The 21,553-nt window shown below is 41.1% G+C and carries 15 protein-coding genes; 12 read left to right on the forward strand and 3 right to left on the reverse strand.

All coding sequences use genetic code 11. From position 1 onward, the window contains the following. Positions 1-54: 54 nt before the first annotated feature. Positions 55-2,994 carry a TonB-dependent receptor gene (locus tag RI844_RS09805; RefSeq protein WP_348398268.1) on the reverse strand — a complete coding sequence of 980 codons (2,940 nt, stop codon included), beginning with the start codon at positions 2,992-2,994 and terminating at the stop codon, positions 55-57. A 260-nt stretch (positions 2,995-3,254) separates the two neighbouring features. On the opposite strand from RI844_RS09805, the gene RI844_RS09810 reads away from it, so the two are divergent. Continuing rightward, positions 3,255-3,965, forward strand: coding sequence for a response regulator (locus RI844_RS09810; protein ID WP_348398269.1), 711 nt, complete (start codon positions 3,255-3,257; stop codon positions 3,963-3,965). Next, positions 3,962-5,353, forward strand: coding sequence for an ATP-binding protein (locus RI844_RS09815; RefSeq protein WP_348398270.1), 1,392 nt, complete (start codon positions 3,962-3,964; stop codon positions 5,351-5,353). Before RI844_RS09810 ends, RI844_RS09815 begins: the two co-directional genes overlap by 4 nt. A 36-nt stretch (positions 5,354-5,389) precedes the next feature. On the opposite strand, the gene RI844_RS09820 is transcribed toward RI844_RS09815, so the two are convergent. Then, positions 5,390-6,052 (reverse strand): winged helix-turn-helix domain-containing protein, encoded by a 663-nt coding sequence (locus RI844_RS09820; RefSeq protein WP_348398271.1) that lies wholly within the window; start codon positions 6,050-6,052, stop codon positions 5,390-5,392. A 232-nt stretch (positions 6,053-6,284) separates the two neighbouring features. Here RI844_RS09820 and RI844_RS09825 point away from each other — a divergent pair, with 232 nt between their 5' ends. Genes RI844_RS09825 through RI844_RS09840 form a run of 4 tightly spaced genes read left to right on the forward strand, consistent with a single transcriptional unit; the run spans position 6,285 to position 10,931 of the window. Beyond that, the gene (locus RI844_RS09825; RefSeq protein ID WP_348398272.1) at positions 6,285-7,820 is read left to right on the forward strand and encodes an alpha-L-fucosidase; all 1,536 of its coding nucleotides are present in this window, start codon (positions 6,285-6,287) and stop codon (positions 7,818-7,820) included. A 9-nt stretch (positions 7,821-7,829) separates the two neighbouring features. Continuing rightward, entirely contained in the window at positions 7,830-8,624 is a 795-nt protein-coding gene (locus RI844_RS09830) for a ThuA domain-containing protein (protein WP_348398273.1), read from the forward strand. A gap of 18 nt (positions 8,625-8,642) precedes the next feature. Continuing rightward, entirely contained in the window at positions 8,643-9,191 is a 549-nt protein-coding gene (locus RI844_RS09835; RefSeq protein ID WP_348398274.1) for a gluconate 2-dehydrogenase subunit 3 family protein, read from the forward strand. A 33-nt stretch (positions 9,192-9,224) separates the two neighbouring features. Beyond that, a complete protein-coding gene (locus RI844_RS09840; RefSeq protein ID WP_348398275.1) occupies positions 9,225-10,931 on the forward strand; it encodes a GMC family oxidoreductase in 1,707 nt (568 codons plus the stop codon). Positions 10,932-11,021: 90 nt separating this feature from the next. Here the strand turns inward: RI844_RS09840 and RI844_RS09845 are convergent, their stop codons facing one another. Then, complete coding sequence (locus RI844_RS09845) at positions 11,022-12,506, reverse strand: sulfatase-like hydrolase/transferase (RefSeq protein WP_348398276.1); 1,485 nt, start codon at positions 12,504-12,506, stop codon at positions 11,022-11,024. 373 nt (positions 12,507-12,879) lie between these two features. On the opposite strand from RI844_RS09845, the gene RI844_RS09850 reads away from it, so the two are divergent. The 6 genes from RI844_RS09850 to RI844_RS09875 are packed head-to-tail and all read left to right on the forward strand — an operon-like array spanning position 12,880 to position 21,434. Next, on the forward strand, positions 12,880-13,878 hold the full coding sequence (locus tag RI844_RS09850) for an AAA family ATPase (protein WP_348398277.1): 999 nt from the start codon (positions 12,880-12,882) through the stop codon (positions 13,876-13,878). A gap of 26 nt (positions 13,879-13,904) precedes the next feature. Next, positions 13,905-14,798 (forward strand): DUF58 domain-containing protein, encoded by an 894-nt coding sequence (locus tag RI844_RS09855; RefSeq protein WP_348398278.1) that lies wholly within the window; start codon positions 13,905-13,907, stop codon positions 14,796-14,798. Further along, positions 14,791-15,759 (forward strand): hypothetical protein, encoded by a 969-nt coding sequence (locus RI844_RS09860; protein ID WP_348398279.1) that lies wholly within the window; start codon positions 14,791-14,793, stop codon positions 15,757-15,759. Before RI844_RS09855 ends, RI844_RS09860 begins: the two co-directional genes overlap by 8 nt. After that, positions 15,759-16,802, forward strand: a complete 1,044-nt coding sequence (locus RI844_RS09865; protein WP_348398280.1) for a vWA domain-containing protein — start codon at positions 15,759-15,761, stop codon at positions 16,800-16,802. Before RI844_RS09860 ends, RI844_RS09865 begins: the two co-directional genes overlap by 1 nt. Further along, complete coding sequence (locus RI844_RS09870; protein ID WP_348398281.1) at positions 16,799-18,622, forward strand: vWA domain-containing protein; 1,824 nt, start codon at positions 16,799-16,801, stop codon at positions 18,620-18,622. Before RI844_RS09865 ends, RI844_RS09870 begins: the two co-directional genes overlap by 4 nt. A gap of 13 nt (positions 18,623-18,635) precedes the next feature. Continuing rightward, positions 18,636-21,434, forward strand: coding sequence for an SH3 domain-containing protein (locus RI844_RS09875; protein WP_348398282.1), 2,799 nt, complete (start codon positions 18,636-18,638; stop codon positions 21,432-21,434). Positions 21,435-21,553: the final 119 nt, after the last annotated feature.

The following is a 21,553-nucleotide window of genomic DNA, read 5'->3' on the forward strand; positions in this document are numbered from 1 at the left end:
TTGTCACTCTAAAGGTTAACCCAATTAATAAGGCAAATTCCCTGTTAACTTAGATTAAAATTGGTAACGTAACGATAAACGATAAGCTCTACCATAAGAGGTTATTTTTTTAACGCGCTTGTCAGATAAGTCTTCAAGATCACTATTCATTTCTTTGAAAACTCCATCAACGCCTTCATACCCTGTGGTATCAGTAAGTAGAAATAGCGTTTTATCATAACTGTTGGTTAAATTAGTAGCAGCAAACGATAACTTCAACTGTTTAGTTAAGTCCCAGTTAGCAGAGAAATCTAAGGTGCCTTTAGCATCACGTACCGTTGTACCAGCGCCACTATTTACCACTTCATCAAGTGATTCGCTTCGGTATGAATAAGCAAAACGATAACTCGACCAATCATTTTCCCAATAAACACGCGCATTAGCAGAATGCTTCGAAGTATTTGGGAAAGGTAAATTATTGTATGGTGACGATAAATCCTCTGGTACTGGTATTGCGTCACTGTCGGCATAAGTGTAATTAATCGAACTACCTAGATGCTTTAATAACCCCGGTAAAAAGTCATAGTGCTGCTGATAAGAAATCTCAATGCCTTTAATGTCAGCACTACCACCGTTCCTTTTGGCTTTATAGTCAACTTCAGCACATGGCAATGGATTATCTTCAGTAATTAGACTTTGATCAATTAAGCAATCTGGTGCGCCCTCATGACCATATAATGGGAAGTCTTCACCGGCAAACACTTTGCCTGTTCTCGTAGAGTAATTAAAACTGGCATAGTCTTTATAAAACACGTTAGCAGAAAGCAAGGCTCCTTCGTCAAAATACCACTCTAACGCCATATCATATTGGTCAGCTAGGTATGGCTTTAACACTGAATTGCCGCCGTCTCCACGAGGTGTATCACCTTCTACATCAGCCCGTACTTTATAACTTGGGCGAGTATCCCTAATTTTAGGTCTGGCCATCACTCGGGCAGCAGCTGCGCGAAATAATAAATCATCACTAATCGTCCAGGTTATGGTCGCACTCGGTAACCAGTTGTGATATTCATTCGTTTCGATGTTATTAAATTTATACAAGGTTTCAGTGGCATCACCACCGTTTTCTTCCAGCGCCATAAACGACATAACGTAATCAATGCCATCTGCAAACGCCATACTTGACTGGCTGTTCGCTTTAATTTCTGTGTTCGCATAACGCATGCCAAAGTTACCGCGCACTATGCCGTCTAAAAACTCAAAGTTTGCTTGCGCGTAGGCACCATAGGTAGTTTCCCTCTGCTCTGACGAGAGTGCAGGATCAACAGGAAAACCTTCCTGGTCAAAACCGTTAGGGGCTATTCTCGCTATGGTTTCTTGCATATTTGGATATATCCAAGATTGCGGGGCTCCAGCAGGTGCTATGCCATCAAGGAATTCACCACCGGTGATATTATTATCGGTAATACCGGTTGCCGAAAAAAGCCGCTCTTCAAAATAACTATTACCGAGTTTCATCGATTCATCTCGAACAAACTTAGTACGATCGGTATACTTAGCACCAAATTCAATCGAGGTGATTATTGAATCGTCAAATACTCGTTCAACATCTAGATAAGCACTGTGTTTGCTATCATCGACATCTCTGACCGTCTGACGAAACTGGGTTAATCTTAATGCCTCAGGATCGCTTGCATCAAACCTAGAACACATGCCCATTTCAGGTAAAAAATCATTTTCAGGTCCGTTAACATAGGTAACGCTACAGAAGTCATTCGCCACATTTTTAGGGCCATTTTCACCCCAGTTAGCTTGGTAACCGTCTTCTTCTTGTTGCGTATCTGAGTAACCTAAACGACCATTAATGCGCCAATAATCGCCAATAAGGTGCGAAACATTCAAGCCAAGCAACAAGGTGTCTGTGGTACTGTCTTTTTCTTTTGGCTGAACTATGCCAGTAGCACCTATTTGTTTGAAACCATAAACAGTATTAACATCGCCTTGCCCTTGATTCACATAGATTTCGTGATCAGTACCAGTTTTTTTAGCAAAGTTCTTCATTTGCATTTGGCTTTCTTGACGGTCAAGGTTTTGTCGAGTAAACGTAGTGTCTAAACGAATATCGGTATTTTCACCCGGTTGATACTGAACAGTAAAAGTACCACCCTTTTTAACTTTTTCATCGATAAAAATCTTATTTTTAATACCGCCACGTCCAGCCGTTAACGCGGTAATAGTCGTTAACTCCGCACCGGTGTCAAAATCATATATTTTTGTACCAACACTTTGATTGTCTATAGCTTCACCACCTTTATCGACATCATAAAAGTGTATAAGATCCCAGCTATTAGTAGAAATTTCTTCTTTACGCATTATTTGTTTGTCATGAAAGAAAGAACCTGCAAAACCTAAGGTATCGGAAGCATTTTTAACAAATGAATAGGAAAAACGTGGCGTTGTTTCTTCATTAAGTTCGTTATAACGTGCCTCAGTGCTAAAAATATGCTTAGTTTTTTTCGATGATAGCGGCGAACGCGTTTGTAAATTAATTGATGCGCCCAAAGAGCCTTCTTCCTGGTTAGCAGCAGGCGATTTCACCACATCGATGCGACTCAGCATATCGGCAGAAAACAAGCTTAAGTCAACCGCTTGGTCGTCAGTGCTACTGGTCATTGACACGCCATTTAGCTTAATGTCATTTAATGCGGCTTCAATACCACGTACGGTAATAGTGCTGCCACCTTCATCAAGTGATATACCGGCAATACGAGAGATGGCTTCAGCAATATTTTCATCGGAAGACTTACCCATATCTTCGGCAATAATGGAATCAGAAATGGCATCCGACGCCCTTTTTGCAGCTACCTCGCCAGTTAAACTGGAGCGAACTCCGGTCACTTCGATGACTTCGATCTCATCAGCTATTTCGACCTCTTCTGCCGCAAATGTGGTGCTACTAGCAAGTGCTAAGCACACATAGCTCGCGATTTTGCTTTTACTAAATTGTCTACGCATTCTCTTCCCCTAAAGAAGTGTTTATTAAATTATTTTTATTTTGAGTGTTCACCCTTTACCATTAGTGGACTTTGTTAATAAAAGCCACTACGCATTAACAGTAAATTAACCATCATCTATCGCGCTAGTACTAGCAGGTACTAATTAGTATCAAGTTGTCGCAACTAGCGACTATTGCGACAACTTGATACAATTTAATTATTTGGTCAGATATTGGTTCGATATACTGATGGCAGTTTATCTAGTAAGCAGGTTACCCTTTGACTCATATATTAATTGTGGATGATAATCCGGATATCCGTCAGCCACTTAAGCGTTACCTAAGCGATCATGGTTTACGGGTCAGTTGCGCCGACGGCGGTGTTGCGATGCGTGAAACATTAAAAAATAGCGCAATCGATTTAATTTTACTCGACATAATGATGCCTGGAGAAGATGGCTTGTCATTATGTCGCTTTGTTCAGGATACACTTAAAACCCCGGTAATTTTGCTCACTGCTTTATGTGAAGATGCGGACCGAGTGGTAGGCCTTGAAATGGGGGCTGATGATTATATTAGAAAGCCATTTAACCCTCGAGTGCTGTTGGCTAAAGTAAAAGCAGTATTGCGGCGCAGTCAAAGTTCTCCTACCAGGATTCAACAGCCCGAATCCGATACTTTAACGTTTGCCGATTGGAAACTTGACCTCCATCAACGCGAACTGATCGACCTAAAAGGGGTTGCTGTAGCGTTAAGTGCTGCCGAATATCGAATGCTACTCGCGTTTTTATTGCGCCCACAAACCACCTTGAGCCGTGATCAGCTACTCGATTTAACTCATGGCCGTGAAGCCAAAGCCTTCGATCGCAGTATTGATAATTTAATCAGTCGCTTACGACGTAAAATAGAAGTAGATGCCAGCTCCCCTAAATTAATTAAAACCGTATGGGGCGGAGGTTATATGTTAACGGTTGAGGTTTCACCGCAATGACCCCCCTGCTGCCAAAACGCTTAGCAGGTCAATTAATATTATTACTATTGAGTACCTTAGTGCTCTCTCAAGCATTCACGTTACTCTACTCTTTGTCTGAACCCGATGGTATTTTACAACGCATCGAGGATAATTCATTGCTTAAAGAGACAGCTATAGTCGCCAATACTTTAGCGCAAATACCAACCGAAAGTCATAAACTTATTATCCGCACCGCGACAGCATATCGAATTGAGTTTCGCCTTAACGAACAATCAGGTATCCCAACCACATTGCTAGCGAATAGCCAAGGCAGCAAGGTGGAGGTATTGAGAAGTTTGCTTACCCGCTCTTACGAAAAAATTTATGTTCATCAATACCCAAAACCGCAGAACCGAGCCATATCCTTTATTAAACATTTTGTTAGCTACTTATTTTCGCTAAATAGTCCTGAATTGAAAGAGCCTGAACGTCAGGTGTTATTGTCGGCCTCTATTTTGCTCGACAGCGGTCAATGGCTTAATATGGATGTTTTTGAACAAAAACCGTTTCCAATATGGGCGCGTTCATCGCTGACGTCATTATTAATAGTATCGGTAATTGCCACCTTAATCGTCGTTATTAGTATTAAACGTATTACCCGACCTCTTCAAGAGCTGACCAACAAAGCACAACAGTTAGGTGTTGGCGAGAATGTAGAGCCAATGATTGAGCAAGGTCCGGAAGATATCAAAACTACCATCAGCGCTTTTAATATCATGCAGCAGCGTTTGCAAAACATCATTACCCATCGAACGCGCTCGCTGGCTGCAATGTCTCACGATTTACGTACTCCGTTAACCTCGCTACGTTTACATGCCGAGTTTGTTACTGATGATGACACACGCGAAAAAATTGTTGAAAAAATTGATGAAATGGAACATATCACTAACGCGACTATGCTGTTTGCTAAACAAGATTCATGGTCTGAGCAGCGCCGAGAAGTGGATCTGTCGGCATTAGTGGACAGTTTATGCCAGGATTTGTCAGATATTGGCCTAGCCGTTGATTTTGAGCTAAGTGATAAACTAAATTACACTTGTCGCCCGAATGCGTTAAGGCGGGCGATCAGTAATTTGGTTGAAAACGGAGTGAAATATGGCTCTGCTGTTTTTGTCAAAATAGTTGAAGGGCACAATAATCTGCAAGTTATCATTTCCGATCAGGGGCCAGGCATTGCCGAGTCACAACAACAGCGACTGTTTGAACCATTCGAGCGACTCGATGACTCAAGAAACTACAAATCGGGCGGGCTTGGACTGGGTATGACAATTGCCTTAACAATTATTCGCGGTCATGGGGGCGATATAACTCTGCTCAATAGAGCAAGTAAAGGCCTCGATGTAGTAGTGACTTTACCCAATCAATAATAGCGAATATGGCTAAACGGTAAAGCATCAGAAACGCTAGTGATTGGGATAAGTTAGGAATAGATAGCCTATACCACGTATGTTTTTAATGCGCTCTCTGCCTTGTGAATCAAGACCCAGCTTTTTCCTTAAATTACTGATATGAACATCGATACTACGGCCATTTTTATCTACCTTACCATTTAGGGTAAGCGTTTTTCGGGTTACTAGCTCCCCAGTCTTTTTGATTAGCAAAAGTAAGTAAGTAAATTCAGTAGTCGTTAAATCAACGTATTTATCGTCTAGCAACACCTGTCGACTTTTTTTTCTTACTGTTAAATTATCAAGATAAACAGAACTATCATTTGAGTTATTTAGTTTAAACTTTAGGCTTGCTGAAAGCACTTTACGGATGCTATCAATGAGTTGTTTAGACTGACTAGCCATTTTTAGACTCTGGCTTTCTTCAATTTTTAAACCAACGTTGCGTTCAGCGCTTTCACCATCATCAATCAACATAATAAGGGCAATATCACATGCTAACTTAAGTGCCTTTAATGTATCTGAGTCATTTAATGTTGGTGCTAAAACGTTCAACGAATTAAAAAGTTGTGTTTTCAGTAATTCAACGGCCGATTGGTCATCTGGAGTGATTTGAACAGCCATATTGCCCTGTTCAATATATTCTTTAAGTAAAACTACCTTATCATCTGCAATCATATTCATTCTTCTCATCAAACATACGTGGATCAATTGCAGTATATCTAAAATAAAATAAGCCAAATGATTAAGTTGTATCAAGTTGTCGCAATGCCAAATGTTGCGACAACTTGATACAACTTAGTTCCTTTGGGCACTAGTAAGAGGGTTTTTAATTGCTTTACGATAAGTTCAAATCTCGCTTTATGCGATTAACCAAAGCCGGTCATTAAGAACTAGGATTAGCAAATAAATGAAAACCTTAACGAAAATTATCTCCAGTATTATCGCATTAAGCGTAATTTCATCATCCTCAATTGCAAACGTTGAGCAAGTAACTTCACCGGCAATTAGCGACTCTTCTTATCAAGAGAATTGGGATTCTTTAGCCACTCATGAAGCCTCTCCACAATGGTATCAAGACGCCAAACTCGGTATTTACCTACACTGGGGTGTATATTCAGTACCTGAATTTGCGAGTGAGTGGTACCCAAGGTGGATGCACTTTAAAGGTCGCAAAGAGTACAAGCATCATCTTGAAACGTATGGAGAGTTGAATGAGTTTGGCTACCATGACTTTGTTCCTATGTTTAAAGGTGAGCACTTCGATGCGAAAGCATGGGCAACACTATTTAAAAAAGCAGGGGCTAAATTTGCCGGTCCGGTAACGGAACATCACGATGGTTTTGCCATGTGGGACAGTGAATTAACCCCGTGGAACGCTATGGATAAAGGGCCAAAAGTTGATGTAACGGGTGAACTGAAAGAAGCTATTACTGGCGAAGGCATGAAGTTTATTACCACCTTCCATCATTCAAGAAACTTACAACGTTATAACAAAAAAGAAAACAAGCCGGGCGAACGTTTCGGTGGCAGCCACTACCCTTACTTTGAAGGCACACCGCCAACCAGTACTGATCCAGAGTTGGCGTTATTGTATGGCAATATTCCTGAAGACGAGTGGAATGAGAAAATTTGGTTTGGTAAATTAAAAGAAGTTATCGATAACTATCAACCGGACATTGTTTGGTTTGACTCTTGGTTACATTTAGTGCCAGAAAATTACCGAAAAAAATTCTCTGCCTATTATTTAAATGAGGCAAAAAAGTTAAATAAAGAAGTGGTTATTATCCGCAAGCAAAACGACTTACCGTTATCGTTTAGTGTTGACGATTTAGAAAAATCACGAAAGAACCATATTGGTCAACAACCTTGGATGACCGACGAAACCATCAGTAAAGGCAGCTGGTCTTACACTGAAAATTTACGAGTAAAAGAAGCACAAGATGTGTTGCATGTATTGATTGATGTGGTTAGTAAAAATGGCACTATGCTACTCAACGTGTCGCCAAAAGCCAACGGTATCATTCCTGATAATCAACAAACCGTGCTATTAAAAATGGGTGCCTGGTTAGAAAAATACGGTGAAGCCATTTATGCCACCAGACCTTGGTACACCTTTGGTGAAGGACCAACAAAAGAGCCAGAAGGTCATTTTAAAAACCACCGTGAATTTGCCAAGGTTAAATATAACGCGCAGGACATTCGTTATACCACCAAAGGCAATAGCATTTATGCTACTTTTTTAGGCACCCCGACAGGTAAGCAAACGTTAAGTGCTTTTGCTAAAAGTAAGTTAACGAAAAATATCGACATCGCAACTATTTCCGTTCTAGGCTCTGATGAAACAATAGCGTGGACCCATACCGATAGTGGCTTGACTATTACAGCTCCAACACAGCCAAGCGACACGATGGCAACTGTTTTGAAAATTGAGCTAGCTGATTAGTAAAATATTATGAAGTTATTGATAACCCTGTGTCGTGTTTTGATCGCAATAGTACTCATTTCGGCAAGCAGCCACAATGCTGCCGCAGATTCAGTACAAGGGTCTTCAACAGCATTAGTCAAGCAAGCTAAAACACCTAAAATAAGGGTACTGGTTTTTGCTAAAACCGCTAGTTTTCGCCATAAATCAATCGCCGCAGGTAAACTTGCGATTAAAAAGTTGGGGCTGAGTCATGGCTTTGAGGTTGAGATATCGGAAAACGCGGCTCAGTTTACTTATGAAGCACTTCAGCAATTCAATGTAGTAGTTTTTCTCAACACCACCGGCGATATACTAACGCCCAAACAACAATCGGCGTTTGAACGTTATATACAAGCTGGTGGCGGTTTTGTTGGCATTCATGCCGCAACCGATACCGAATATGATTGGTCATGGTACGGTAAGCTTGTAGGTGCCTACTTCGCTTCCCACCCTAAGCAGCAGATAGCCACGATACTGGTTGATGATAACAGTCATCAATCGACTGTGCACCTCAACAGTCAGTGGCAACGATTTGACGAATGGTATAACTTTCGCTCGTTAAATCCTGAGGTAAAAGTATTGCTCAGCCTTGATGAAAGCAGTTATCAAGGTGGCAAAAACGGTCAGCATCACCCTATTGCCTGGTATCACGAATACGACGGTGGTCGCGCCTTTTACACGGGGGGCGGCCACACCACATCAAGCTACGCTGAGCCGCAATTTCTTCAGCATTTACTCGGCGGTATTTTATACAGCGCCAGCGCACAATTAACAGATAAGTAAATACTGGAGGTATAACTTGTGGGAAATTTAAATCGTCGTGAATTTATCGCCGGATTAGCTGCCATGTTAGGCACGGCGGCGATGACGCCGGGCTTAGCGAATGCGGTGAACATAGGTTTAACTTTTAAACCATCAGGCAGCAATATCATTTTTAGCGAGCAGCAGATGATGTTGGTTGCCCGTATTGCTGACATCATCATTCCAGCAACGGATACTCCGGGAGCAATTGATGCTGGTGTGCATTTGTATATTGATCATATCGCGGCTAACTGGATGAATAAACAAGAATCTAATCGCTTATTGGCCGGTATTGATAAAATAGATGCGGATGCAAAGGCTAAATACGATAGCGGTTTTCTTGCGCTTGATAACAAAATACAAATCGCTATTGTGCAAGCACTTGATGATAACCTTGCACAAGAACCTGCCTATAAAATGCTGAAAACTTATACCGTAACAGGTTATTACACGTCTAAAATTGGCATGACGGTAGAGCTTAATTATGATCCTATCCCTGGGCCGTATAAAGAAATTCCGCTTAGTGACGTTGGTAAAGCTTGGTCATAACACTGAGTTACCTAATAGGAAAAGGTAGTAGAAATGATCAAAACAAAAAACTATGACTTTGATGCCATTGTTGTTGGCTCAGGCATGTCGGGCGGTTATGCCGCAAAAGAATTCTGTGAAAAAGGTTATAAAACCCTGGTGCTTGATCGCGGTAAACCGATTGAACATGGTAACTATGAAACCGAATTTAAACCGCCATGGGAGATGGAATTTCGTGGCAAAATGCACAGTGAAGAAATTAAAGAAAAGTATTTTATTCAGAAAAAGGGTCATGGAGTTTCTGACTATACCAAACATCATTTTATTAATGATCTAGAAAACCCTTATATTCAGGGTAAACCTTACTTGTGGACCAGAAGTTCAAAAGTTGGAGGTAAATCGGTGATCTGGTCGCGTCAAAGTTATCGTTGGAATAAGCTGGATTTTGAAGCCAACCAAAAAGATGGCCATGGTATTGATTGGCCTATTCGCTATGACGACCTTGCCCCCTGGTATGATTACGTTGAGCCTTTTATTGGTATATCCGGTAGTTATGAAAACCTTGACGAACTACCTGACGGCCAATTTCTGCCACCTATACCACTTAATGTGGTTGAGCGACAAGTCAAGGCGTCGATAGAAACAAATTTTCCGGGGCGAAAAATGATTCCCGCCCGGGTTGCCCATTTAACTGAGCCGCAACCGATCCATTTAGAGCTTGGCCGAGGCCAGTGTCAAAGTAGAAACCAATGCGGTCGAGGCTGTTCTTGGGGCGGCTATTACTCTTCTGTTTCAGGAGCGCTGCCGGCAGCAAAACGTACCGGTAATTTAACCTTAACCGCCAATGCGCAGGTACAGGAAGTTTTATATGACAGTAAAACAGGTAAAGCCTCAGGGATCCGTTATGTTGATACGGTTAGCGGAGAAACCAATATAGTAACTGCCCGTGTTGTTTTTATGTGCGCATCGACGCTTGGCACATTGCAAATTCTAATGAACTCTACTTCAGATAAATACCCAGATGGCATCGGTAATACCAGTGGTGTACTTGGCCGTTATATTATGGACCACGTGCATGGCGCGGGCGCGAACGGCATAATGCCTGGCCACCGTGACAGTTATTACAAAGGCCGTAACCCGGGAGGTATTTATATACCACGCTTTCAAAACATCAAAGAGCAACAGTCTGATTATCTACGTGGTTATGGCTATCAAGGCGGTGCTAGCCGAAGTACGCGAGTAAATGCACAACGAGCGAATCAAACTGGCATTGGTAAAAGCTTTAAAGAGGCGAATCGTGAACCCGGTAGCTGGAAGTTTAAAGTCACCTCTTTTGGTGAAGTATTACCTGATTTTAATAATCGAGTGTTTTTGCATGCCAGTAACAAAGACCAATGGGGCATGCCGTTATTGATTACCAATGTTGCTTATGGTGAAAATGAAGCAAAGATGAAGCAAGATATGATGGATAGTGCGGTTGCAATGCTAAAAGCCGCGGGCCTAAAAAACGTGCGTGGCTATAACAAACCAATGGCACCAGGAAGGTCTATTCATGAAATGGGCGGCGCCTGCATGGGCCGCGATCCTAAAACATCATACCTTAATCAATGGAACCAAAGTCATGAAGTAGCGAACTTGTTTGTTACCGATGGCGCGGCATTTTCTTCGGTTTCGTGCGTTAACCCCTCGATCACCTTTATGGCGTTAACAGCAAGGGCGGTTGATTATGCAGACAAGCAGCTTAAATCAGGTATTATTTAGCAATGATTAAACCAAGTTAAACTACTTGGCTTAATCATTTTAAAAGTTTGGTTTAACCTTAATGCAAAGTTAAACGATATAGTTTATTTGCTAATCGTTATCAGTGTAAGTTTCATCATAACGTTTATAATCTTTGTGATTATAAAGGTGCTTTTCAATAACGGCAGGTTTTGCCAAATTCTTTAATACTTTTTTACCGGCTTTGGTTTTCCAGTGCGGATGCTCTTTCGTTATTGCCGGTAATTGCTGCATAAAGCCATCAAATTCAGCGCGAGCTTTGGCGTGCTCAGGGTTACCATCGGCAAGTACATAACCATGACCAAAACGGTTATCGGCAGTGTAATAAAAACGGCCGTTCGGCATATTCATTACCGGGTTGACCACTTCTAACATATAGTTTTTGGTTCTAAATATTTGTGACGTAGCAGCATAGCCATATACCCAATCACGATGGACGTCGGTTTCACCTGCATAAAAAGACTGTAAGCTGGTGCCATCAAATTTATGCCCTTCAGGAACAAAGTCCCATGCTTGTGCCAAGTCAATTAACGTTGGGGTAATATCTGATAAATCAGTTAACTCATCGGTAGCACCACGTTTTTTAACTCCGGCGCCAGCGGCAATATGAACAACATGCGAGCCGCGCTCTACGCCACGAGTTTTCGCTGTAACCGCGGTGCCATTATCTGAGGTGAAAATAATTACAGTGTTATCACTAATGCCTAATGATTCTACTTTCGCCACAACTTCTCCCACTTTTAAATCTAAGTATTCAATTAACGATTTAAAACGTGCTGTGTCTTCACCTGTTGCATCACTCGATTTTTTACCAAGTATCCCAGGTGTACCTCGCAATGGATTGGTTGGCATGCCAGTACGAGTACCATGTGGTGCAACGGTTGGCCAATAAGCTAAAAATGGCTTCTTTGCTTTTACGCTTTTTTCCATAAACTCCATAATAAATTCAGCTTCAATATCTACGCCATAATCCGTTGGTTTGGTGTCCATCAATTTACCATTTTTAACAAAGCCAGGATGCCAATAACGTGAGGTTGTTTTATGATCTTCCATTAAACCGGTAAACGTTGGCGAACCAGTTAACTTAGAAATTTCTTTGGTGCTTTCCCATAATGCATATTCATCAAAGGCAAGTACGTCATCATGCGGCATTTGTACGCCAGCGTGCCATTTACCGGTAATTGCCGTTGCATACCCGGCATCTTTTAACACTCGGCTAAATGGGATATTGTCACTATAAACATTATGGCGAGAATCTCCCATCCAAATTTCATTAACATACACACCGGTGGTGTCTGCATAACGACCAGTCATAATTTCTACTCGGCTAGAGGCACATTTCGCCGTGGCATAAGCGGTTTTAAACATTACGCCTTGGGCAGCGAGCTTGTCGATATTTGGGGTACTGGCTGAACCTTCCTGGCCAAACGCACTAAACATATCAGGGCTAACATCATCCGCTAATATCAACACGATATTCGGTCGAGTTTCTGCCGCCTGGGCAAACATACTGGTGGTAAATACGGCTATTGCCATCAAACGTTTTAAATAATTCATTTTTATTCCTACTCGCACTTAACAATTTACATTGCTTCATCAACAGCTAAAGTGCACTTTAAATATAAGGTACACTAGAAATCTAGCAAAAAGAATATTGATGGTCAATATCACGCCAAAAAACAAAACAAACAACACCCACGTAACAAGTTGTTTTAAAAAGATATTAATTAAAAGTTATTAAGTTATAGCTGTAAGTTTTACACAATTTTACACAACAGGCCCTTAACAAGTAACATTAGCAACTGTGAAACCAAGGTGTTTTTCCGTGCTTTACCCAACTTTACAGTATTGCCACTTCCTAAATGAAATTATACCAATTAAAGTAGCAATACTATTATCAATAATAAACTCAATTACTAAGCACCAAATCATGAGCTCCAGCATAAATTCATCACAAACCTCTCAATTAAAGTTATCAGACAGCATTCATAATCTGCGCCAGGAAATTGCCAAGGTTATTGTTGGTCAAGAAGCGCTAGTTGAACGATTGATCATCACCTTAATGTGTCAAAGCCACGTATTGATTGAGGGCATACCAGGGCTCGCGAAAACCTTAACAGTGAACACACTGGCGCAAGCTTTGGGGTTGAAGTTTAGCAGAGTACAATTTACCCCGGATTTATTGCCTGGCGATTTAACCGGAACGCAAATATATAATCCAAGTAGTGGTGAATTTGATACGCAAAAGGGGCCTATTTTTGCCAATATTGTGCTCGCCGATGAAATCAACCGTTCGCCAGCAAAAGTACAATCAGCTTTATTGGAGGCGATGCAAGAAAAGCAAGTGACCTTAGGTAAAACCATTCACTCACTACCGCAACCTTTTTTAGTATTAGCGACACAAAATCCGATCGAACAGGAAGGTACTTACCCGTTACCAGAAGCTCAAGTTGACCGCTTTATGTTTAAATTAAAAGTCGACTATCCAAGTTTTGATGATGAATTAGAAGTACTGCGCCGTATGTCTGCGCCGGGTCAGACTAAAACAAGCATTAATTGCGTCTTGAGTATTGAAGATTTAAATTTGCTATGCCAACAAGTTAGCACTGTTTACCTTGATCCGAACTTAGAAAAATACATATTGCATTTGATCACAGCCACCCGCCACCCAGAGCAATATGATTTACCCTTATCAGACATGATACGTTTTGGTGCATCTCCACGTGCCACCATCAATCTGGCCATGGCAGCACGCGCCGAAGCAATATTGCAAGGGCGAGATCATGTACAACCTGCAGATATTCGCACCTTAGCTCCTGATATATTACGCCATCGTATTGCCTTAAGTTACAAGGCAGAAGCACAAAATATCAGCTCCGAGCAGTTGATTGAACAAATATTGGCGCAAGTGGCCATTCCTCATGATTAATCAAACTGTTTTAACGAGATAGCACTATGAACGATCAGTTTGAGCTGCGCCTACAGCAATTACAGCTGTATTGTCGCCATAAAACTAATCACCTGTTATGTGGCCATTATCACAGTGCATTCAAAGGCCAGGGGATTGAATTTGATGAAGTACGCCCGTATGCCTTGGGTGATGATGTTCGCACCATAGACTGGAATGTTACCGCTCGAACTGGTGAAGTGCACATTAAGCGCTTCCATGAAGAACGTGAGCTCAACCTTATTTTTATTGTAGATCAATCACCCTCTTTTGCATTTTCAAGTACCGAGGTTAGCCGTCCTTATGTGGCTGCGCAGTTTTGTGGCTTACTTGGCTCTGCCGCTCTGGCAAATAATGACCACATTGGTTTACTGCAGTTTAGTGATGATATTAATGAATATTTACCACCCTCTCGTGGTAAAAGTCAGTTAATGCGCTGTTTGAGTAAATTACTGCTATCAGCCCAACAAGTTGAATATACCAGCGTAAATCAAGTATTAAAGCATTTAGGCGAGTTAAGCTTAAAACGTTCGATTATCGTTTTAGTTTCTGATTTTTTCAGTGATGATAATTATTTGGAAAGTTTAGCCACTTTAGCAAGGCAACACGAAATACTCGCCATCGCCTTAGATGATCCAAGAGAGTTAACTTTACCTGATCGCGGTTTATTGCAAGTTACTGACAGTGAAAATAAGCAGCAACAAACGATTGACTTTAATCACACTGAGGTACGCCAACAGTTTAGCAATAAAATGCAAAAACGAATAAAACAACGAAACGAGACATTTTCAAAAATTGGTGTCGATTTGTTAGGGCACACGCTAGGCGATGATCCTATTGAAACCCTATTGGCATTTTTCCATACTAAGCGGCAACGCATAGAAGGAGAAACCGGTGGTTAAGGTTATCTCTATTTATGTAAGTAGACTGTTCAGCGTTAGCCGTTTACTGTTATTGTTGGTATTAATAATTAACAGTAGAGTTAACGCTGAAGTACTTCAGCAAACATTGAATCCCGCAAACGATGTTAACTCGAATGCCAATTTGAATGCCAATGAACAACTCAAAGCGACTGTCCACTTAAGTAAAAAGAGTTTAACACCAGGGCAACAATTATCTCTTACAATCGATATCTATTACCGTGAAGGTACAGATATATTTTTTGATCCTACTCAATATGATTGGCAACCGTTTAGCCTAGTACAGCACAGGAAAAATGCGCCACAATGGCTAGATAAAAACCAGCAAAGTACTGACATAGAGAACTATCAATGGCAAATAAATCATGTGATTGACTTAATTGCCCCCATAGCAGGAAATTATCAACTTCCTACCATCACCTTAAATAGTTATTGGCAACATCAACATCAAGCTTTAAAGGTTGGCTTGGAAGAAGTAAGCGTGCTATCAAGTTTTTCCAATGTAAAGACTGACGTTAAGCTACAACCAATACAGAGCTTCGTTTCGCCAGCAAACAAAGTTAATAGTTCAGCGATGTTTATTACCTATTTTGCAATTACTACCATATTGTCTCTTGCCATATTTACTATTTTCCTAAAACAGCGCCGTAGCCGTTTTAAAGTTCAGCAGCAATTCAACAATCATCCGCGAGTACTTTTACCTGAAGAGCTCATCGCTAAAGTCAATAATATAAATAAACAAGGCCGCGGTGAATATGACTGGCAAGGCCTACGTCAATGCATACAGCAACAACTAGGGTTTGATCCTATGGCCGAGCAGGACAACCAGCAAAATTTAGCGCTAAGTAAGCAATATATGTCGGCACGATTTAGCAGTGATCATAAGGCAAGTTATATAAACATATGTGAGCAAATTGCTATTACAAAAGGCAGTCAGTATTAATGCCAAATTTTGAATACCCTATCGTATTATGTTTATTGTTACTGTTACCTGTGGTTTGGCTAATTGGCAGTGCTCGGTCAGCGTTGAGCCAGCATCAATACTCTAACATTGCTTTATTATCTAATTTGCCGACAAGCTCTCGTCAAAAGTATCACAATATTGTGCCTTTATTATATTTGCTAGCATTAGCCGGAATAATTATCGCCTGTGCTCAACCCTTTACCAAAACCCAACATGTTGCAGAGCAAAGCCAAGGAATTGCAATATCCATTGTCGTTGATGTCTCCAGCTCAATGGATTTTCAAATGAACATTGCCGATCAGCGCAAGCCGAGGATGGAAATAGCCAAAAAAGCGTTAAGGCAATTTGTCCTTGGCGATGAGAAGAACTTATCCGGACGCCCCAATGATCTAATATCGGTGATCACCTTTGCCCGTTACCCAGATACATTGGTACCGTTAACCAATGCCCATCAGGCACTGGTAAGTATGACCGATGAAATTACCACGTCGTCTCGACCAAATGAAGATGGCACCGCATTTGGTGATGCAACAGCTCTGGCTGCTGCGCAACTGCATCATTATGAAACTACTCTGGGGTTAGAGAATGACAGCATAAAAAGCAAGGTGGTGATCTTGCTCACCGACGGTGAAAATAACACCGGTAAATACGATCCGTTAATGGCGGCTGCCATGGCAAAAAAATGGGGAATAAAAATTTATACCATCAGCATTGCCGATGTTGAAACAAAGTCATTTACTGCTGATAGCGGGAACACCTTGCAACTTGAACAAACCATGGTGTCGGGCGACTGGGTACTCCAAACTATGGCGCAAAGTACTGGCGGCACATTCCAGCGCGCACACGATTTTCAGTCATTGCAAAGCGTATATGAAGAAATTAATGCCTTAGAAACATCAAGCTTATTACGAGTAACGTTTCAAGACAGACAAGCGATTTTTAAGCTGCCGGTACTGTTCTCGCTAATGTGCTTTTTATTAGCGAATATTCTCAATGCTAGCTGGTTAAGGAAGCAAGTATGAATAACTTTACCTTTCTTGCAGTCCATTGGCTTTGGCTATTACTACTTATTCCATTATGGTTAATGATCAGTGTTTATCAGCAAAAGCAAAGCTTGCTTGATTTAAAAGAGTATCGAAAAACCAAGCTGGAACAACAAAAGCAATTTGTGCAACAAATATTAATGCTGCTCACCATCACCGCATTAGTTCTCGCACTGGCTCGGCCAGGCTGGGATCCTCAACCTCAAGGTGGAAAAACTCATGGCCGAGATATGGTGTTTTTGCTGGATGTATCACGATCAATGCTGGTCGATGATGCTAGGCCAAACCGCTTAGAAGTCGCACGTCAAGCAATACAAAATAGCATTAGTAACAACTCAATTGATCGTTTTGGCTTAGTTGTGTTTGCTGGCTCTACATCGATTGTTGCTCCGTTAACCAACGATAAAACGTTTTTCAATTATGCACTTGAGCAAGTCCATAACGACTCAGTTGCACAAGGTGGAACACGTATTGAAGACGCCTTGTTTAAAGTGTTGGATAAATTGGCTGAAACAGATCAAGAAAATACCATGGATATAATTTTGATCAGCGACGGTGAAGACTTAGGTGGTCAACCTGAGCGAGCGTTAACGAAACTCAATGAACTAGGCGCTAGATTAATTGTAATTGGTTTGGGCGACAGTGAGTTTGGTGGTCGAGTGCCTGATCATCAAGGTAATAGTTGGCAATCTTATCATGGTAAAGAAGTTTGGAGTAAAATGGATACCTTGCGGTTACGAAATTTAGCCCAAGAAGCTGAGCAAGGAATGTTTATTCCTGTTGGTACGGCTACATTTGATTTGGCCAAAATAATCGAGAAATTAAGACAAGTTTGGCCAAGCAGTACACATAAAAAGGGGCAAGTATTAAGCTATCATCAAGGCTACCCTTATTGCTTATTTATTGCCTTGTTAGCGCAAATTATTTGTTGGTTACGTGGGCGAAACGCCTGGTTAACTGGTTTAGTATTGTTTTCATTTAATAGCCAGGCATTAGATCAACAAGCGCCTAATAACCAAACGAGTAACACAACAGAGATCAGCATAAATAATACACAAAACAAGGATGAAACAGCTGTTACAGAACTACAGGTAAGCGTCTCAGCCGATGCGTTATCGCAACTAACAACCACTGCACAATTTTCATTAGCCGAATCAATTTTGCAAGACTCACCTGAGCAAGCAGCAGATATATACAGATACATTGCCAGCCAAACCCAACAATCAAGTACGGCGATTTTGGCAAATTATAATTTAGCAACCAGTTTAATTATGCTTGCCGAACAAATCAGTCAAAGCCACACGATGACGGACGATGTTGAACAGCAGTTCAACGATGATTTTGAGATGTTTGATGATGATGATGATTATATTGACCCTGAAATATACTTTGATGAAGCAGGTGATATTTTACGAACCTTGTTATTACATGCCCCAAACCATAAAGCCAGCCAAAAAAACTTAGAATGGTTGATGGTACGAGCGCATGCTCAACAAAATACGAACCTACAATCTCCCGAGGCGCAATCAGCAGATAAGTCACAACAAAGCAAGCAAGAACAAACATCTGAGGATGGGCAGCAACCAGCTGAGCATGAAAACAAACAAGCCAATGAACAGCAATCAAGCGAGTCTCAGCAAGCTCAACAAACCGATGCAAGTGCAATGCAAATGACGGATACTCAACTTCCTACTCCGCAAGATAGTGCAACAGACATACTGCAGCAATCACAAGAGCGTAACTTAAGAGAACGAGCGCCTAAAAGTAAAAAACAAATCGCTGTCGAGCGCAACTGGTAAAGGCCATAAAACAATGAATTTCTCCAACCCCGCAATCATTTTATCCATATTAAAGCGCTTTAGTTTAGTAAGCTGTTTAGTTCTCCTATGTATTATTAATAGCACTATGACTGTGCTGGCCGCAGAGGCAAAGAATACGAATAAAGTAGACACTATTAGTGAACAGCCAAAGTTAGATCAATGGCAGGTATATTTACAATCACCAACACAAAATCAGGAGCAAAGCTTGTGGCAAGGTCAAGCGAACCAGTGGTTAATTGTTTCGTTAAACCCACCAAATAATGTTTCTGTTGAATTACCCCTTAGCAGTGACTTTTCTTTAATGGCAAGTAGCAAAATTGTAGTCAATGAAGATGGAAAAACTGGTTGGGCCTATCCGCTGAGAATCATCGCAAATAAGTCTGGCCATTTAACCATTCCAGAAATTACTCTTATTAGCACAACAGCAACAAAGCAGACAGCCAGTAAAAAAGTACTGGTTAAAACACCTCAATCTACCAACAAGATACAATTAGAAGTAAGTACTAACAAACAAGAGATGTTTATTGGCCAAAGCATTCGTTTAACTACCTCAATAACCATAGATTATCCCATCGCTGCACTGTCTGCGGTAAACTTACATCTGCCAATTTTGTTAGATGACGCGTTCACTATTGCAGAGCCATGGAATAAAGCCGATGAAAATAATAAAAAAAGCATTGGTTTACCGGTTAACGGCGACAGACAAATTGCCCACTGGCAGAGCTTAGCTAATAACCAAACTCGTATTTATTTTGACACAGTGCTCAAACCAAACGCAGTAGGTCAATATCAATTACCCGCAGCAACGATGCTGGCAAGTATTGAAAACAAACTAGCAACAGCGACCAAGAAAGCTTTTAAGGGTACTCAATACCTTGCTTATTACAACAATAAGTTTTTTGAACCGGCAAATAACCAAGCTAAGTCGTATCGTATTTTAGAACAGAGTTCTGCTCTAACGATTACCGTGAACGCCTTACCAAGTAACGCACCAGAGTATTTTTCAGGGATAGTCGGTCGCCCAGTTGTTGCAGTAACGGCTCAGCCAAGCGAAGTAAAAACAGGAGAACCTATTCAATATACAATGAATATTATTCATCCTGATATTGAAACCTTAGCGTTACCAGCACTAGACCTTAACCCAAGCTTTACTCAGTCATTTAACTTACCTGCTAAAGCGAGTACTTCAATCTCCAAAACAGGAAGTAAAATCATCAAGCAAAGCATATTTCCCCGCCGTGCTGATATTGCAGCCATACCGGCAATTACGGTCAATTACTTTGAACCTGAGAGCGGTATTTATCGTGATTTTATCATCGAGAGCTTGCCAGTTTCTGTGACTGAGAACGATAAGTTTATTTTTTCTGATATTGAAGGCAATGAAAATATCGTCCTTAAAAATACGCTGGTAAAAGATAATGAAGGCATTTGGGCACTTCGCTGGCAAAAAACAACTGATCATAACTCAACGCTGATAACATCTTTGAAAAACTCGCCTTGGTCTGCTTTATTTCTATTGCTATGTCCGCCATTGGTGGTCGCTTTAATGCTATTAAAACCTATGCAGAAGCGCCTAAGTTTCCGTCGTTCACTGCAACCGATATACCGCTTAAAACAAGCATTAGAGAAAAACGATGATCCCCTGTTGCACCTGAGCCGCTATTTTTACCAACGCCTTGATTTAGCGCCGTCACAATTTAATGCCGAAAACGTTAAGCAATGCTTAACCTCATGCTCGAATACAAACACCAGCAAAGAATATGCTTTTTTAAGCAATGAATTAGTAATATGGGTCAGCAAGTACCAAGCGCGCTATGCCCAACATAAATCTAAGTTGAGCCAAGAAGAAAACAAGAAATTGTTTGAACTGGTTAATAAACTCGACAAAAACTTACCTCGCTCTCAGGATGCGGCGCCTAATAAAGTCGTTCACTCAAACAAATCAAAAGATAGTAAGAAATCAGCTCCAGCCTTGCTTAGTCTAATTACCACGATGTTATTCGTACCAGCTTTGTTTTCTTTTTTGGTTCCACAGCAAGCATTTGCCAGTGACTCTTTAACTACTGCAAACAAAAAACAGCTAAACATTGAAACACTGCAGTTAGCTCATCATCAAGCTCTGCAACTCGATATAGATGCTCCCCACAAGGGAAATTTAGCCCATGCTAAAATTGCCCAGCAACTAACCAATTTTATTGATGATCCTGCAATAGAGCAAAGCAGCTTATTGTATGATATTGGCACCAGTTGGTTTCAGGCGGGTAAATATGGCCAAAGCGTTTTGTGGCTGCGCCGAGCAGAAAATAAGGCCCCTAATGATGACATAATTCGCCATAATTTAGCCAAAGCACGTGAGGAGCGGTTAGATCAATTACCCGATAACTTTTCACCGCCATGGCTTAATCAGCTTCACCTTATGACTAGTCAGTCATGGTGGCTAGGCTTCTGTTGGGTTACTTATTGCGTATTTTGGTTGCTCATTTGGCGCAGGTTTAGCTCTACCAAGGCGAATAATAAAATGTTAGTGCTCGCGATCATTTTTGTGATAATTTCCTGCTTCAGTCAAATAGCACGTTACCATTTTAAACCTCAGCAAAGTGAGGCGGTAATGACGAGCCAGGAAGTGGTGAGCAGAAAAGGGCCGGGATTGATATTCTCACCGGCGTTTACTGCACCTCTGCATGAAGGGGCGGAGCTCATTATACTTAAAAAGGATGGTCAATGGAGCGAAGTGAAACTGACAAATGGTGCTAATTGCTGGTTGCCAACACGAGCGATTACCGTGATTTAAGTTAGTTGAATATTGAGATGCAAGTTGATTGTTGCCAATCAAAAAAGCTCAGTAAACAATCACCGAGCTTTTATATTGTTTTCGCAATACAAGTCACAAAATAATATTTAAGTCTAGAA

This window comes from Thalassotalea fonticola, from assembly GCF_032911225.1.
GTDB lineage: Bacteria > Pseudomonadota > Gammaproteobacteria > Enterobacterales > Alteromonadaceae > Thalassotalea_A > Thalassotalea_A fonticola.